The sequence below is a fragment of the Streptomyces sp. NPDC004667 genome (assembly GCF_040609475.1).
GTDB lineage: Bacteria > Actinomycetota > Actinomycetes > Streptomycetales > Streptomycetaceae > Streptomyces.
In genome coordinates this window covers 1-15,710 of record NZ_JBEXKC010000124.1, presented here as the reverse complement: position 1 = coordinate 15,710, position 15,710 = coordinate 1, and the positions used below count along the sequence as shown (strand labels likewise).

Below are 15,710 nucleotides of genomic sequence, written 5' to 3'. Positions count from 1 at the left end.
GACCGAGTCGGGGGAGGTGGTGATCCGCTTCGCCCGGCAGCTGGCCCGCCTGGAGCGCGACGCGCGGGCCGAGCTGGCCCGTACGCCAGCAACTCGGTGAGCTGCGAGAACGTCAGCCAGGCGAAGTCCTCGGGGACGTCCTCGGAGAACTCCTCGCCGACCTCGACGATCGTGTACCGGTTCTCCGCGTGGTGGAAGCGGCCGCCCTCCTCGGACTGCACCGCGTCGTAGCGGATCCGCGTGTCCGGGGCGGCCAGCACGTCGGCGAGGAACGGCGGGAACGGGGCGCGTCCGGGCCCGGTGTGGTCGGCGGGCCGGCAGTGCACGGTGGGCGCCAGCTCGGCGACGGCGAGGTGGCCGACGTCGACCCGCGCCTGCACCAGGGCGTGCAGGGTCCCCCGGATCGGTTTGACGACCAGCGCCATCAGCCCCGGGACCTGCGGCTGGATCAGCGGCTGCGTCCAGGCGGCGACCTCCCGGTTGCTCGCGCGGATGTCCGCGCCCACGACGCGGAAGCGGCGTCCGCCCGCGTGGCCGATCTCGTCGGCGGTACGCACCCAGCCGTCCTCGGCCACCTCGGCCAGCGGCACCCGGCGCTGGACCAGCTCCCGCTGGGCGCGGATTCCGGTGAGCCAGCTGAGGATCTCCGGGGTGCGCAGTACGGCGGGCGCCGACGGATCGTGGAAGGAGCGCAGCACCGGGCCGACGGCGGCCCCCTGGGGACCGGCGCCGGAGGTCGGCAGGCAGGCGAGGATGGAGCGGCTGTCCATGTTGACGACGTTGTCCAGGCGCAGCAGCCGCAGCAGCTGGCCGAAGGTCAGCCAGCGGAACTCCGGGCCGGTCTCGATGTCCTCGTCGATCTCGACGACCATGTTGCGGTTGCGTTTGCCGAGGAACCAGTCGGCCTGCTCGGACTGGAGGGCGTCCACCAGCACGCGGGCCCGGCCGCGTTCCAGGAAGAGGTCGAGGTGGGGGATGCCGCGGCCGCGGTGGACGCCGGTGAAGTTGCTGCGGGTGGCCTGCACGGTCGGGGAGAGCTGGAGCGTGTTCACGTTGCCCGGCTCCATCTTGGCCTGCATCAGGAAGTGCAGCACGCCGTCGATCTCCCGGGCCACGATGCCCAGCAGGCCGATCTCGGGCTGGACGATGATCGGCTGCTTCCAGCCGCGCGCGGGCAGGCCGTCGGCGTGCACGTGCAGGCCCTCCACGGAGAAGAACCGGCCCGACTCGTGCCGCAGGTTGCCGGTGCCCTCCTCGAACGCCCAGCCCCGCAGCCCGGCGAACGGCACCCGGGTGACCCGGAAGTCACCGGCCCGGGTCCGTTCGGCCAGCCACGGGGCGACCCGGTGCACGGGCATGACCGCGCTGTCGGGCGTACGCGCCGAGCGCAGCAGGCGGCGCGCCGTGTCCGCCCGGTCGGCGGCCGCCCGGGGCGGGGTCTCAGTGCGCACGGTCCAGCGCCCCCTCGACGATGGCGCGGACGTCCTCGGCGCGCTCGGTGAGGAAGAAGTGCCCGCCGGGCAGCACGCACACCCCGAACGGCCCGTCCACCACCTGCGACCAGCGCAGCGCGTCGTCGACGGAGACGTTCGGGTCCCGGTCCCCGGTGAGCACCGTCACCGGTACCCCCAGCGGCGGTCCCGGGCGGTGCACGTAGGTGCCGGCCACCCGGTAGTCGGCGCGGATCGCGGGCAGCACCATGCGCAGCATCTCCTCGTCCCGGAGCAGCGCCGGTTCGGTGCCCTGGAGCCGGGCGATCAGGTCGATCAGCTCCCGGTCGTCCAGCAGGTGGGCGGTCTCGCGGCGGGGCACGGCCGGGGACCGGCTGCCCGACAGGAACAGGTGGACGGGCCGCTCCCCGAGGTCGGCCAGCCGTCGGGCCGTCTCGTAGGCGAGGGTGGCGCCCAGGCTGTGCCCGAACAGCGCGAACGGTTCCCCGGTCCACTGCCGCAGCTCGGGCAGCAGGCCCTCGACGAGTTCCTCGACGCCGGTGGCGCAGGGTTCCGAGCGGCGGTCCTGGCGGCCCGGGTACTGGACGGCGAGCACCTCGACCCCGGCGGGCGCGAGCGCGGTGGCCAGACCCAGGTAGGAGCTGGCCGAGCCCCCGGCGTGCGGGAAGCACACCAGCCGCACGACCGCGGCGTCGAGCGGGCGGTAGCGGCGCAGCCAGGCGTCGCGGACGACGGCCGGGGTGCTGGTGGCGGTGGGCGGGGTCACGGGCGGATCAGCTCCTCGTGGGGTGTGTGGCGGGGCAGCCGGCCGGAGGCCACGACCTCGGCCAGGGAGGGCGCGGCCGCGTCCTTGGGGGAGCGGACCGGGGGCCCGGTCAGGCCCCAGGGCAGGGCCAGTTCGGGGTCCAGCGCGTCGACGTCGACCATCGCTCCGGGCACGTACTCGGCGGCGAGCAGGTAGTTCACGCAGGTGTCGTCCTCCAGCGCGAGGAACGCGTGCCCGATGCTGCCCGGCATGTACAGGGCGATGCCGTCGCGGGCGTCGAGCCGGGTCATGACGTGCCGGCCGAAGGTGGGGGAGCCGGTGCGCAGGTCCACCATGAAGTCGAGGATCGAGCCGCGTACGCAGGTCACGAGCTTGCCGGCGTCACCGGGCACGTCGTTGCAGTGCACCCCGCGCAGCGTGCCCCGGCGCGACACCGAGTTGTTGACCTGGCGGACGGTGAACGGCAGGCCCGTCTCCTCGGTCAGCCGGCTGTGCCGGGCGGCCTCCCAGAAGTGCCCGCGTTCGTCCTCGAAGCGTTCGGGCACGATCCGGAACGTGCCGGACAGCTCCGTCTCATCGATGCGCAACGTGGCCCGCCTTCAGGGGCTCCCACCAGGCGCGGTGCTCCCGGTACCAGGCGACCGTCTCGGCCAGTCCCCGGTCGAAGGGCACCCGGGGCGCGTAGCCGAGCTCGGAGGAGATCTTGTCGATGTCCACCGAGTAGCGGCGGTCGTGCCCGGCCCGGTCCGCGACCCGGCGCAGGGCGGAGGCGTCCCGCCCGCACAGCTCCAGCAGCCGGTCCGTCAGCTCCAGGTTGGTCAGCTCGGTGCCGCCGCCGATGTTGTACACCTCGCCCGGCCGCCCCTTGACGGCGACGAGGGCGATGCCCCGGCAGTGGTCGTCCACGTGCAGCCAGTCGCGGCTGTTGCCGCCGTCCCCGTACAGCGGGACGTCGAGGCCGTCGACCAGGTTGGTGGTGAACAGCGGGATGACCTTCTCCGGGAACTGGTACGGCCCGTAGTTGTTGGAGCAGCGCGTCACGCACACCTCCAGCCCGTGGGTGCGGTGGAAGGCCAGGGCCAGCAGGTCGGAGGAGGCCTTGGAGGCGGCGTAGGGCGAATTGGGCACGAGGGGGTGGTCCTCGGGCCAGGAGCCCGTCTCGATGGACCCGTAGACCTCGTCGGTGGAGACGTGCACGAACCGGCCGGTGCCCGCCCCGACGGCCGCCTGGAGCAGCGTGGCCGTGCCCAGCACGTTGGTGCGCACGAACTCCGAGGCGTCGGCGATCGACCGGTCCACGTGCGACTCGGCGGCGAAGTGCACCACCAGGTCCGTGCCCGCCATCAGCTCGGCGACCAGCTCCCGGTCGCAGATGTCCCCGTGGACGAACTCCAGCCGGGGGTGTTCGCTCACCGGGTCGAGGTTGGCGAGGTTCCCGGCGTAGGTGAGGGCGTCCAGCACCACCACCTCGCCCTCGCCCAGGTCCGGGTAGGCCCCGGCCAGCAGTTCTCTGACGAAGTGTGAGCCGATGAAGCCCGCACCTCCGGTCACCAGGACGCGCATCTCGAAGGACCTTTCGTGAGGAGGGGAGCGGGCGGGGCGGGGGTCGGGCGGCGGGCCGGGCGGGCCGGGTGCGCTCAGGCGGCGGGGGAGTCGGCCGCCGCGCTCGCCGCGGCCCGGCCCGCGAGCTGGCGCACGTAGTTGCCGTAGCTCGAATCGCCGAGTTCGCGGCCGAGCGCGAAGCACTGCTCGTGGCCGATGAACCCCATCCGCAGGGCGATCTCCTCCACGCAGGCGATCCGTTCGCCCTGGCGCTGCTCCAGCAGCTGGACGTACTGGCCGGCCTGGAGCAGCGAGTCGTGCGTGCCCATGTCCAGCCAGGCGAAGCCGCGGCCCAGCTCGTTCAGGCGGGCCCGGCCCTGGGCCAGGTAGACCCGGTTGACGTCGGTGATCTCCAGCTCTCCGCGCGCCGAGGGACGCAGCCCGCGGGCGATCTCCACCACGTCGTTGTCGTACAGGTACAGACCGGTCACGGCCAGGTTGGAGCGCGGCCGGTCGGGCTTCTCCACCAGCGACACCAGCCGCCCGTCGGAGTCCAGTTCGCCCACGCCGTAGCGCTGGGGGTCCTGCACCGGGTAGCCGAACAGCTCGCAGCCGTCCAGGCGCATCGCCGCCTGGTTGATCAGCGAGGAGAAGCCGGGGCCGTGGAAGACGTTGTCGCCGAGGATCAGCGCCACCGGACTGTCGCCGATGTGCTCCTCGCCGATCAGGAAGGCCTCCGCGATGCCGCGCGGCTCCTCCTGCTCCGCGTAGCGCAGGTCGATGCCGAGCTGCGAGCCGTCGCCGAGCAGGGCCCGGAACATCTCCAGGTGGTTCCTGGCCGAGATGATCTGGATGTCCCGGATGCCGGCGAGCATCAGCACCGCCAGCGGGTAGTAGATCATCGGCTTGTCGTACACCGGGAGGAGCTGCTTGGACAGCGCCCCCGTCAGCGGCCGCAGCCGGGAGCCGCTGCCGCCCGCGAGGATGACGCCCTTGAGCGGGCGGCGGCCCCCGTGGGCGGCGAGCGCCGACACGGTCGGAAGGGTGGGAACCTCAATCATGGCTGCTCTCCGTGGCGTCACGGACCGCCGTGATGACGGTCTCTACGTCCTTCGCGGTCAGCTGCGGCCCCATGGGCAGGCTCAGCACCTCGGCGGCCAGACGCTCGGAGTGGGGCAGCGGGCCGGTCCCGGTGCCCGCGTAGGCATCGGACCGGTGTACGGCGACCGGGTAGTGGATCAGGTTCTCCACCCCGGCGTCCGCCAGCGCGGTGCGCAGCTCCTCCCGGCGCGGCGTCCGCAGTACGTACTGGTGCCAGACCGGCTCCGCCCACGGGGCGACGGACGGCACGGCCAGGCCCGGCAGGCCGGCGAGGCCCTCGCCGTAGCGTGCGGCGATCTCCCGGCGGCGGGCGTTCCAGGCGTCCAGCCGCGGCAGCTTCACCCGCAGCGCCGCCGCCTGGAGCTCGTCGAGCCGCGAGTTGGTGCCGCGGACCTCGTGACGGTACTTCTCCCGGGCGCCGTAGTTGCGCAGCAGCCGGATCCGCTCCGCCAGGGCGGCGTCGGAGGTGACCACCGCGCCGCCGTCGCCCAGCGCGCCCAGGTTCTTGCCCGGGTAGAAGCTGAACGCCGCCGCGTACCGGGAGCCGATCCGCCGGCCCCGGTAACGGGCCCCGTGGGCCTGGGCCGCGTCCTCCACCACCGCGATGCCCCGGGGGGCCGTGACGGCCTCCACGGCGTCGAGGTCCACGGGGTGCCCGTAGGTGTGCACCGGCATGACCGCCCGGGTGCGGCCGGTGATCGCCGCCGCGATCCGGTCCGGATCGATCAGGCAGGAGCCGGGCTCCGGATCCACCGGGACGGGACGCGCGCCCGTCGCCGACACCGCGAGCCAGGTCGCGACGAAGGTGTGCCCGGGGACGATCACCTCGTCGCCCTCGCCGATCCCCAGCGCCCGCAGCGTCAGCTCCAGGGCGTCCAGCCCGCTGCCGACACCGACGCAGTGATCGTTCTCGCAGTAGCGGGCGAACTCCTCCTCGAACGCCTCCAGTTCGGGCCCGAGCAGATAGCGGCCGCTGCGCGTCACCCGCAGCACCGCCGCGTCGAGCTCCTCCTGGAGCCCGTCCAGGGCGTGCAGGTCCCGCAGGTCGTGGAAGGGCACGCGGATCCCGCGCGCCGCGGCCGGCGCCGTCACGGCCACCTCCTCGCATCGGCCAGGAAGGCCTCGTAGTCGCGGTGGTAGTCCGACTCGTCGTAGTGCAGCGAGGCCAGGACGACACAGACCGCGCCCTCGGAGAAGCCGCTCAGCTGCCGCCACACCATCGGCCCGATGTACAGGCCCCGGCCGGGGTCGTCCAGGACGTACGACGCCTGCCCGAACCCGTCGTCCACGGTGATCGTGAAACTGCCGTGGACCGCGATGACCAGCTGCTCCAGCTCCCGGTGGGCGTGGCTGCCCCGGGAGGCGCCGGCGTCCGCGTCGTGCAGGTAGTAGACCCGTCTGATCGGGAAGCCGGTCGTCGCCCCGGACTCGACGACCGACAGCTTGCCGCGCTCGTCGTTGTGCTGCTCCAAGTCGATGAAGGCGCAGGGTTTGATCCTGCCCACCTTCGTTTCTGTGGTGGTGCCCACCGCCATGCGCTTCCGCTCCCTCGTTGACCCGCTCCGAACGCGCCGCGGACGTCTCAGCCGCGGACGACGGAGACCGGCAGATGACGCGGGGTCAGCTGGTCGGCCTCGTAGAACTCCGCCTTGTCGTGGTCGACCGAGAACGAGGCGAACGCGTCGAAGGCCAGGTTCAGGAAGACCTTCGCCTCGATCCGCGCCAGGAACGCCCCCAGGCAGTGGTGGATGCCGTGGCCGAACGCCATGTGCTTGTTGGAGCCGCGGTGCACGTCGAAGGTGTCCGGGTCCGGGAACTGCGCCGGGTCCCGGTTGGCGGACGCGCTCCACGCCGTCACCATCTGGCCGGCCTTCATCGGCACGCCCAGCAGGTCGGTGTCCTGCGTCACCAGCCGGAAGATGTTGTTGAACGGGCCGCGGAAGCGCAGCGTCTCCTCCACGGCGGCGGGGATCAGCGAACGGTCGGCGCGCAGCGCCGCCTGCGCCCCGGGGTGGCGGTCCAGCACGATGAACAGGTTGCTCAGCAGCGTGGCACTGGAGATGTGGCCCGCCGTCAGCAGCAGCGCCACGATGTTGACGATCTCCTCGTCGGTGAGCCGACGGCCCTCGACCTCGGACTCGATGAGCCCGCTCATCAGGTCGTCCGTCGGCACCGCGCGCTTCTCGGCGATCTTCGCGTACAGGTACGCGGCCCACTCCTTGATGGCGGGGCCCATCGTCTCGGCGAAGTCGTCCGGGAGGTTCGGGTACTCCATGCCCTCGTTGTTGAGGATGACGTCGACCCACTCGCGGAACAGGTCCTGGTCCTCGGCCGGCACCCCGAGCAGCTCGGCGATCACCGTGACCGGCAGCGGGTAGGCGAGGTCCGTGACCACGTCGATGTCGGTACGGTCCCCGAGCCCGTCGAGCAGCTCCCGGGTGATCTCCGCGATCCGCGGCTCCAGGGCCGCCATCCGGCGCGGGGTGAAGGCCTGGCCGACCAGACGGCGCAGCGGGCCGTGCTTGGGCGGGTCGATGCCGCCGAAGGTACCGGGACCCATCAGCAGCGCCAGCTCCTCGGGCACCGGGAAGACCGGCGAGAAGTCGGAGGAGAAGACGAGGGGGTTCGTGGAGACGGTGTTGTAGTCCTCGTACGAGAAGACCTGCCAGGCGAAGCGCGTCGAGTCGTAGAAGACGGGCGCCTCGGCGCGGGCCTTCGCGAACCAGTCCAGCAGCTGCTGCGCGTCGGCGTCCGCGGGCTGCGCCAGCGGGTGCGGGGCCTCTTCCGCCGCGATGGCCTCGGCTGCCTCGGCTGCCTCGGTGGTCTGTGTCGTCATGTCGGCTTCCTCAGCTCGGGTTCAGCAGGGGAGGGGAAGGGGGGAGGGGAGGGGAGGGGAGGGGAGGGGGCGGTGGCGGGTCAGGCGTCCGCGGGGACGGGCTCCAGCAGCCGCTCGATCGCGTCGGCCGCAGCCACCGGGCCCCCCGCGGACTCGATCTCCCGGCGCAGCCGCGCCACGGAGTCCCGCACGTCCGGGTCCCCCGCCACGGCGAGGACCGTCTCGCGGATCCGCTCGGGCGAGACGTCCTTGCGCAGCAGCTTCGCGCCGACGCCCAGCTGCTCGACGCGCGTGGCGGTGGCGTGCAGCTCCGCCATCTGCGGGACCGAGATCACCGGTACGCCCTCGGAGACGGCCTGGAGCACGGTGCTCGTACCGCCGTGGTTGATCATCAGGGCCGCGTGCCGGAGCACCTCGCCCTGCGGCAGGAACGTGTGCACCCGGACGTTCTCCGGCACCGGGTCCAGAGCGCCGTCGGCCACCCCGCCCGCGTGGGCCATCTCCACGTCCCAGTCCAGATCCGCGAAGGCCAGGGCGCACGCCCGGAAGAACTCGGGCTGGCGGTTGTACAGGGTGCCCAGCGTGATCAGTGCCAGTGGCCGGCCCGTCCGCGGGGCCTCCCAGTCGCCGTGGAAGCTGTTCGCGCCCGTGCACGGACCGACGAAGTGGACCTCCTCGCCGAAGGTCTCCCCGGCGTACTGGAACGCCCGCGGCAGGTACACCAGCGCCGGCCCCGAGTGCACGTCGTCCGCGAACTCGCCGATGCCCTTCTCCACGCCGTGCTCCGCCAGCAGCCCCGCCACCACCGCGAACAGCTCGCCCGTCTCGGGGTCCTCCTGCTGCTCCTCGGCGGTGTCCACCGGCGGGTGCAGCGACCAGTGCTCGTTCGCCACATACGTCGGCGTACTGCGGATGACCGGGATGCCCCACTTCGCCGCCAGGATGTGGCCGCTCCAGAACGACGACGGGTCGCACACGAAGACGTCGGGCCGGTCGTCCGCGAAGTGCTCCTCGAACGGGGGAAGCGTCTGCCGGGTGAGCTCCAGCATCCACTTCATCATGTTCAGGAACTCCTGCTGGTCCGTGTACGACGCCGAGTCCTGCTGCGGCACCATCGTCGCCAGGAACCGGTCCTGGTCCATCGGGTACGACAGGAACTCCGCCCCCGACGCCAGCACCCGCTCGCCGTAGTTCTCGGAGAGCGCGTACGTGACCCGGTGACCGCGCGCGACGAGCTCCCGCGCCACCGACAGCGTCGGATTCACATGACCCGCCGCGGGGAGGATAAAGAAGGCGATATGCGCCATCGGGGAGCAGCCTTTCGAATCTTGCACCGAAACAGAATGCGTGGGGCGCGGGCTGTGGCCTGCTGGTCGACCTCACGGAAATTACGGGGATCGACAGCGTTGGCGCAAGTACGGACTTGACATAGTGTGAGACCGCTCTTCGCCGTCGCGTGACACTTCCGGAGCCCCCTCAAAACGACATTGAATGCGACTCAATTCGGGCTTGAATTTCCGGTCCAATTCGGAGTGAGTTGACATAGTCCTCTCACTGTCGGCGGTGTGTCCGCCGTGCGCTGCTGTTGGCTGACAGGGCCCGCGTACAGAGGAGATCCAGCCATGACCTGCCCTCATGCCGCCGCCGGGACCGTCCGGACGTACCCCTTCGGCGACCGCGTCGACCTCGAACTCGACCCGGCCTACGCCGCCCTGCGGTCGACCGAGCCCGTCGTGCGCGTCCGCATGCCCTACGGCGGCGACGCCTGGCTCCTCACCCGCCACGCCGACATCAAGAAGGCCTCCGTCGACCCCCGCCTGAGCATGCACGCCGGAGCCGACCGCGACGTCCCCCGGGCCGCGCCCCGCACCCTGGACTCCGTCGGCCTCATGGGCATGCCCCCCGAGACCCACGCCCGCCTGCGCCGGCTCGTCTCCCGGGCCTTCACCGCCCGCCGGGTCGCCGCCCTGCGCCCCCGCATCACCGAGATCACCCACCGGCTCATCGACGAACTCGTGGCCGCCGGCGGCCCCGCCGACCTCGTCCAGGGCCTGGCCCTGCCGCTGCCCACCGCCGTCATCTGCGAGATGCTCGGCATCCCCCACGAGGACCGGCACGTCTTCCGCGCCTTCACCGAGGCCCTGATGTCCGCGAGCCGCTACACCGAGGAACAGGTCGCCGCGGCCGCCGAGGAGTACGCCGACTACCTGCGCGGCTACGTCGCCCTGCGCCGCGCCCACCCCGAGGACGACCTGCTCAGCGCCCTCATCGAAGCCCACGACGAGGGCGAGGCGCTCAGCGAGAACGAACTCCTCATGCTCACCGGCGGCATGCTCATCGGCGGCCACGAGACCACCGCCGGACAGCTCGCCGGCCACGTGGCCCTCCTCCTCGCCGACCGCACCCGCTACGAGGAGCTCTGCGCCCGCCCCGACCTCGTCCCCACCGCCGTCGAGGAACTCCTGCGCGTGGTTCCCCTGTGGTCCAGCGTCGGACCCACCCGGATCGCCACCGAGGACATCGAGATCGGCGGCGTCACCATCCGCGCCGGCGAGGCCGTCGTCTACTCCCTCGCGTCCGCCAACCGCGACGAGTCCGTCTTCGAGGACGCCGACGCGCTCGCCCTCGACCGCGAGACCAACCCCCACATCGCCTTCGGACAGGGCCCCCACTACTGCCTCGGCGCCCCCCTCGCCCGTGCCGAACTCCAGTGCGCGCTCGAAGCCCTCACCTCCCGCCTCCCCGGACTGCGCCTCGCCGTCCCCGCCCCGGACCTCGCCTGGCACGAGGGCATGCTCGTCCGCGGACTCGTGGAACTGCCCGTCACCTGGTGACCCGGCCGGCCCCGGCACCCGCGCCCCGGCACCCGTGCCCCCTTTCCGCGCGCGGCTCCCGCGGAACACCACCGCGGCCCCTTCAGACTTCATGCGCATTCCCCTCCCGGGGAAGGCGCAGTTCATCCCTTGCCATGGAGAACCGATGAACCCCGAGACCGGTGAGCAGCACGTGGGTGACAACGACATAGCCGTCGTGGGACTGGCCTGCCGACTGCCCGGAGCGGCGAATCACGAAGAATTCTGGGAGCTCCTGCGGAACGGCCGGAATTCCGTCTCCCGGCAGGACGACGGAACCTGGCGAGCCGCCCTGGATGACCACGGCGCATTCGACGCCGAATTCTTCGGGATGACGGCCGCCCAGGCCGCCGCCACCGACCCCCAGCAGCGCCTGGTCCTGGAACTCGGCTGGGAGGCCCTCGAACACGCCGGCATCGTCCCCGGCCGGCTCCGCGGCACCCGCACCGGCGTGTACGTCGGCATCGCCTCCGACGACTACGCCACCCTCGCCGCGCGCCGCACCGGCGACGCGGGCGGTTACAGCGCCGCGGGCCGCCACCGCGCCATGGCCGCCAACCGGCTCTCCTACCTCCTCGGACTGCGCGGCCCCAGCATGGCCGTGGACACCGCCCAGTCCTCCTCCCTCGTCGCCGTCCACCTCGCCTGCGAGAGCCTGCGGCGCGGTGAGAGCGACCTCGCCGTCGTCGGCGGGGTCAACCTGATCCTGGCCGACGACAGCACCACCGTCATGGACCTGATGGGGGCCCTCTCCCCCGACGGCCGCTGCCACACCTTCGACGCCCGTGCCAACGGCTACGTCCGCGGCGAGGGCGGCGTCGCCGTCGTACTCAAGCCCCTGCACCGGGCCCTCGCCGACGGCGACCGCGTGCACTGCGTCGTCAAGGGCGGTGCCGTCAACAACGACGGCGGTGGCCCGAGCCTGACCACTCCCGACCGGGCCGCCCAGGAAGCGGTGCTCCGCGAGGCCTACGACCGGGCGGGCGTACGGCCCGGACGGGTCCGCTTCGTCGAACTCCACGGCACCGGAACCCGCGCGGGCGACCCCGTCGAGGCCGCGGCGCTCGGCGCCGTCCTCGGCACGGCCCGCGCCGCCACCGGCGCCGACACCCCGCTGGCCGTCGGCTCGGCGAAGACGAACGTCGGCCACCTCGAAGGCGCCGCCGGCCTCGTGGGCTTCCTCAAGGCCGCCCTCACCGTCCGCGAAGGGGAGATCCCGGCCACCCTCAACCACGAGACGCCCCACCCCGACATCCCGCTGGACGCGCTGAACCTGCGCGTCCCGACCGCCCCGGAGCCGTGGACCGAGCCGTCCGGGCAGCGACGGCTTGCGGGGGTGTCGTCCTTCGGCATGGGCGGCACCAACGCCCACCTCGTCCTCGAAGAGGCCCCGGCCGAGGTCGCGGCCGCGGCCGAGGACCGGCGGGCCGCGCTGCCCGTCGTCCCCGTCGTCGTCTCCGGCCGGACCGCCGAAGGACTCCGCGACCAGGCCGCTCAGCTCAGCGCCCGCGTCGAACACGGCCCCGAGCTCGACCTCCTCGACGTCGCCTGGACCCTCGCCGACGCCCGCACCGTCTTCGGCCACCGTGCCGTCGTCCTGGCCGGCGACCGCGACGAACTCCTCACCCGTCTGGAGCGCTCCGCCGTACACGGTGTGGCGGGGTCGTTCGGTCGTCGGGTGCTGGTGTTTCCGGGGCAGGGGACGCAGTGGGTGGGGATGGGTGCGGAGCTGCTCGGTTCCTCGCCCGTGTTCGCGGGACGGTTGCGGGAGTGTGCCGATGCTCTGGCGCCGTTCGTGGACTTCGATGTGGTGGAGGTGGTGCGGGAGGGGCTTTCGTTGGAGCGGGTGGATGTGGTCCAGCCCGTGACGTGGGCGGTGATGGTTTCCCTGGCTGAGGTGTGGCGTTCGCTGGGTGTGGTGCCGGATGCGGTGGTGGGGCATTCGCAGGGTGAGATCGCTGCTGCTGCCGTGTCGGGTGCGTTGTCGCTGGGGGATGCGGCGCGGGTGGTGGCGTTGCGTGCTCAGGTGATCGGGCGTGAGTTGGCCGGTCTGGGGGGTATGGCGTCGATTCCGTTGCCGTTGGCGGCAGTTGAGGCGCGGTTGGAGGCGTGGCCGGGGCGATTGGGTGTGGCTGCGGTGAACGGGCCGTCGAGCACGGTCGTGGCCGGGGATGCGGATGCGGTGGCCGCCTTCGTCGCGGAGGCCGTGGAGGAAGGGATCCGGGCCCGTCAGGTGCCCGTGGACTACGCCTCGCATTCTGCGCACGTGGAGCGGATCGAGGCCGAGCTGCTGGACGTCCTCGCGCCGATTGCCCCGCGCAAGGCGGAGATCCCGTTCTACTCGACCGTGAGCGCCGGGCCCGTCGACACCACCGGTCTCGATGCCGAGTACTGGTACCGCAACCTGCGTCACCCCGTCCGCTTCGAGGACACCGTCAAGGTCCTCCTCGACAACGGCTTCGCCACCTTCGTCGAGTCCAGCGCGCACCCCGTCCTCACCATCGGGATCCAGGAAGCCGCCGACGCCGCAGGTGTAGACGTTCTGGCGACCGGTTCCCTGCGCCGTGACGAAGGCGGCCTGGAGCGCTTCCTGACGTGCGCCGCCGAGCTCTTCGTGCGCGGCACCGACATCGACTGGGCGCAGCTCTTCGTGGGCACCGGCGCCCGCCGCGCCGACCTGCCCACGTACGCCTTCCAGCGCACCCACCACTGGCTGGGCGCCGAAGCGGCCGACGACCCGGCGCAGTCGACGGCCGACACCGCCACCGAGACCCTGCTCAGCCGCGAACTGCGCGGTCGCTCCGAGAACGAGCAGCTCGACCACGTACTGGACCTGGTACGCGTCCACGCGGCCACCGTCCTCGGCCACCTCTCCGCCGCGGCGATCGCGGCCGAGAAGACCTTCAAGGAGCTGGGCTTCGAGTCGGTCAACGGCATCGAACTGCGCAACCGGCTGCGCGCCGCGACGGGCCTGCGCCTCCCCACGACCCTCATCTACGACGCCCCCACCCCGCTCGCCGTCGCCCGCTTGATCCGGGACGCGGCCGTCGAGACGCTCCAGGAGCAGGCCCCCGCGGCATCCGCCGCGGAGCCGCCCCGGCAGGCCGCCCCAGAACCCCTTCCGGTCGACGAGCCGATCGCGATCGTGGGGATGGCGTGCCGTTTTCCGGGTGGGGTGAGTTCTCCGGAGGGTTTGTGGGATCTGGTGTCCTCGGGTGTGGATGCGGTGTCGGGTTTCCCGGTGGACCGTGGGTGGGACGTGGAGGGTCTGTTCGATCCTGAGCCTGGTGTTCCTGGTCGTTCGTATGTGCGGGAGGGGGGTTTCCTGCACGATGCGGGGGAGTTCGATGCGGACTTCTTCGGTATTTCGCCGCGTGAGGCGGTGGCGATGGATCCGCAGCAGCGGTTGCTGCTGGAGACGTCGTGGGAGGTGCTGGAGCGGGCGGGTGTGCCGGCCTCGTCGTTGCGGGGATCGCGCACGGGCGTCTTCGTCGGCGCCATGTACCACGACTACGGCACTGACCGCCCCGCCGCCCTCGACGACACCGGCGGCTACGGCGGCACCGGCACCTCCGGCAGCGTCGTCTCCGGCCGCATCTCCTTCGCCCTGGGGCTGGAGGGACCGGCGGTGACCGTGGACACCGCCTGCTCCTCGTCCCTGGTCGCACTGCACCTCGCCGCGCAGTCCCTGCGCAGCGGCGAATGCGACATCGCCCTGGCCGGCGGTGTCACCGTGATGGCGACCCCCTCCACCTTCGTGGAGTTCTCGCAGCAGCGGGGGCTGGCGGTGGATGGCCGGTGCAAGGCGTTCTCGGACGCGGCGGACGGTACGGGCTGGGCCGAGGGTGTGGGGATGCTGTTGGTGGAGCGGCTGTCGGATGCGGTGGCGCGGGGTCATCGGGTGTTGGCGGTGGTGCGTGGTTCGGCGGTGAACCAGGACGGTGCGAGCAATGGTCTGACGGCGCCGAACGGTCCGTCGCAGCAGCGGGTGATCCGGGCGGCGTTGGAGAGTGCCGGGCTGGGTGTTGCTGATGTGGATGTGGTGGAGGCGCACGGTACGGGTACGCGGTTGGGTGATCCGATCGAGGCGCAGGCGTTGCTGGCGACGTACGGGCAGCGTCCGGCCGGCCGGCCGTTGTGGCTGGGGTCGTTGAAGTCGAACATCGGGCATGCGCAGGCGGCTGCGGGTGTGGGTGGTGTCATCAAGATGGTGATGGCGCTGGAGCAGGGTGTGCTGCCGCGGACGTTGCATGTGGGTGTTGCGTCTTCGGAGGTGGATTGGGAGGCGGGTGCGGTTGAGCTGCTGGCCGAGGAGCGTGTGTGGCCCGAGGTGGGTCGTGCGCGGCGTGCGGGGGTGTCGTCGTTTGGTGTGAGCGGGACGAACGCGCACGTGATCCTGGAGCAGGCTCCGTCGGTGACGGAGGACGTGCCCGAGTGCACGCGTGAGCTGCCGGTCGTTCCGCTGGTGGTGACCGCCCGGTCCGAAACCGCCCTGCACGCCCAGACCGAACGCCTGCGCAACCACATGGATCGGGAGCCCGCACCGCGTCCGCTGGACGTGGCATGGAGCCTGGTCACGGGCCGCTCGATGCTGGAACACCGGCAGGTGGCTGTTGGTCCGGTCACGGTCGAGGGTGTGGCGGGGTCGTTCGGTCGTCGGGTGCTGGTGTTTCCGGGTCAGGGGACGCAGTGGGTGGGGATGGGTGCGGGTCTTCTTGACTCTTCCCTGGTGTTTGCGGGGCGGTTGCGGGAGTGTGCCGATGCTCTGGCGCCGTTCGTGGACTTCGATGTGGTGGAGGTGGTGCGGGAGGGTCGTTCGCTGGAGCGGGTGGACGTGGTCCAGCCCGTCACCTGGGCGGTGATGGTTTCCCTCGCCGAGGTGTGGCGTTCGCTGGGTGTGGTGCCGGATGCCGTCGTCGGGCACTCGCAGGGTGAGATTGCCGCTGCTGCCGTGTCGGGTGCGTTGTCCCTCGGGGATGCGGCGCGGGTTGTTGCGCTGCGCGCGCAGGTGATCGGGCGTGAGTTGGCCGGTCTGGGTGGTATGGCGTCGATTCCGTTGTCGTTGAAGGCAGTTGAGGCGCGGCTCGAAGCCTGGGCGGGTCGGTTGGGTGTGGCTGCGGTGAACGGGCCGTCGAGCACCGTGGTGGCCGGGGATGCCGATG

General features: G+C 72.0%; 10 protein-coding genes and 1 pseudogene. 2 read left to right on the top strand and 9 right to left on the bottom strand.

Annotated elements, in window-relative coordinates:
- Positions 1-137 precede the first annotated feature (137 nt).
- The 9 genes and pseudogenes from ABZW32_RS36215 to ABZW32_RS36175 form a co-directional block, all read right to left on the bottom strand.
- Positions 138-1,358 (bottom strand): annotated as a pseudogene (locus ABZW32_RS36215) (NDP-hexose 2,3-dehydratase family protein); the annotation flags it as partial.
- An 82-nt stretch (positions 1,359-1,440) separates the two neighbouring features.
- Complete coding sequence (locus tag ABZW32_RS36210; protein ID WP_356224603.1) at positions 1,441-2,217, bottom strand: alpha/beta fold hydrolase; 777 nt, start codon at positions 2,215-2,217, stop codon at positions 1,441-1,443.
- The gene (gene rfbC / locus ABZW32_RS36205; protein WP_331733513.1) at positions 2,214-2,804 is read right to left on the bottom strand and encodes a dTDP-4-dehydrorhamnose 3,5-epimerase; all 591 of its coding nucleotides are present in this window, start codon (positions 2,802-2,804) and stop codon (positions 2,214-2,216) included. Before rfbC ends, ABZW32_RS36210 begins: the two co-directional genes overlap by 4 nt.
- On the bottom strand, positions 2,791-3,780 hold the full coding sequence (rfbB, locus tag ABZW32_RS36200) for a dTDP-glucose 4,6-dehydratase (protein ID WP_356224601.1): 990 nt from the start codon (positions 3,778-3,780) through the stop codon (positions 2,791-2,793). Before rfbB ends, rfbC begins: the two co-directional genes overlap by 14 nt.
- Before the next feature lie 74 nt (positions 3,781-3,854).
- A complete protein-coding gene (gene rfbA, locus ABZW32_RS36195; RefSeq protein ID WP_356224599.1) occupies positions 3,855-4,820 on the bottom strand; it encodes a glucose-1-phosphate thymidylyltransferase RfbA in 966 nt (321 codons plus the stop codon).
- Positions 4,813-5,952, bottom strand: coding sequence for a DegT/DnrJ/EryC1/StrS family aminotransferase (locus tag ABZW32_RS36190; RefSeq protein ID WP_356224597.1), 1,140 nt, complete (start codon positions 5,950-5,952; stop codon positions 4,813-4,815). The genes rfbA and ABZW32_RS36190 overlap by 8 nt, the downstream gene beginning before the upstream one ends.
- A complete protein-coding gene (locus ABZW32_RS36185; RefSeq protein ID WP_266845205.1) occupies positions 5,949-6,395 on the bottom strand; it encodes an FdtA/QdtA family cupin domain-containing protein in 447 nt (148 codons plus the stop codon). The genes ABZW32_RS36190 and ABZW32_RS36185 overlap by 4 nt, the downstream gene beginning before the upstream one ends.
- 47 nt (positions 6,396-6,442) lie before the next feature.
- Positions 6,443-7,696 (bottom strand): cytochrome P450, encoded by a 1,254-nt coding sequence (locus tag ABZW32_RS36180; protein WP_356224595.1) that lies wholly within the window; start codon positions 7,694-7,696, stop codon positions 6,443-6,445.
- An 80-nt stretch (positions 7,697-7,776) separates the two neighbouring features.
- The gene (locus ABZW32_RS36175; protein WP_356224593.1) at positions 7,777-9,003 is read right to left on the bottom strand and encodes a macrolide family glycosyltransferase; all 1,227 of its coding nucleotides are present in this window, start codon (positions 9,001-9,003) and stop codon (positions 7,777-7,779) included.
- Between the two features lie 315 nt (positions 9,004-9,318).
- Between ABZW32_RS36175 and ABZW32_RS36170 the strand changes: the two genes are divergently transcribed.
- Complete coding sequence (locus tag ABZW32_RS36170) at positions 9,319-10,530, top strand: cytochrome P450 (RefSeq protein WP_356224591.1); 1,212 nt, start codon at positions 9,319-9,321, stop codon at positions 10,528-10,530.
- 145 nt (positions 10,531-10,675) lie between these two features.
- Positions 10,676-15,710, top strand: a 5,035-nt coding sequence (locus tag ABZW32_RS36165; protein WP_356224589.1) for a beta-ketoacyl synthase N-terminal-like domain-containing protein, incomplete at its 3' end; no start/stop codon positions are given.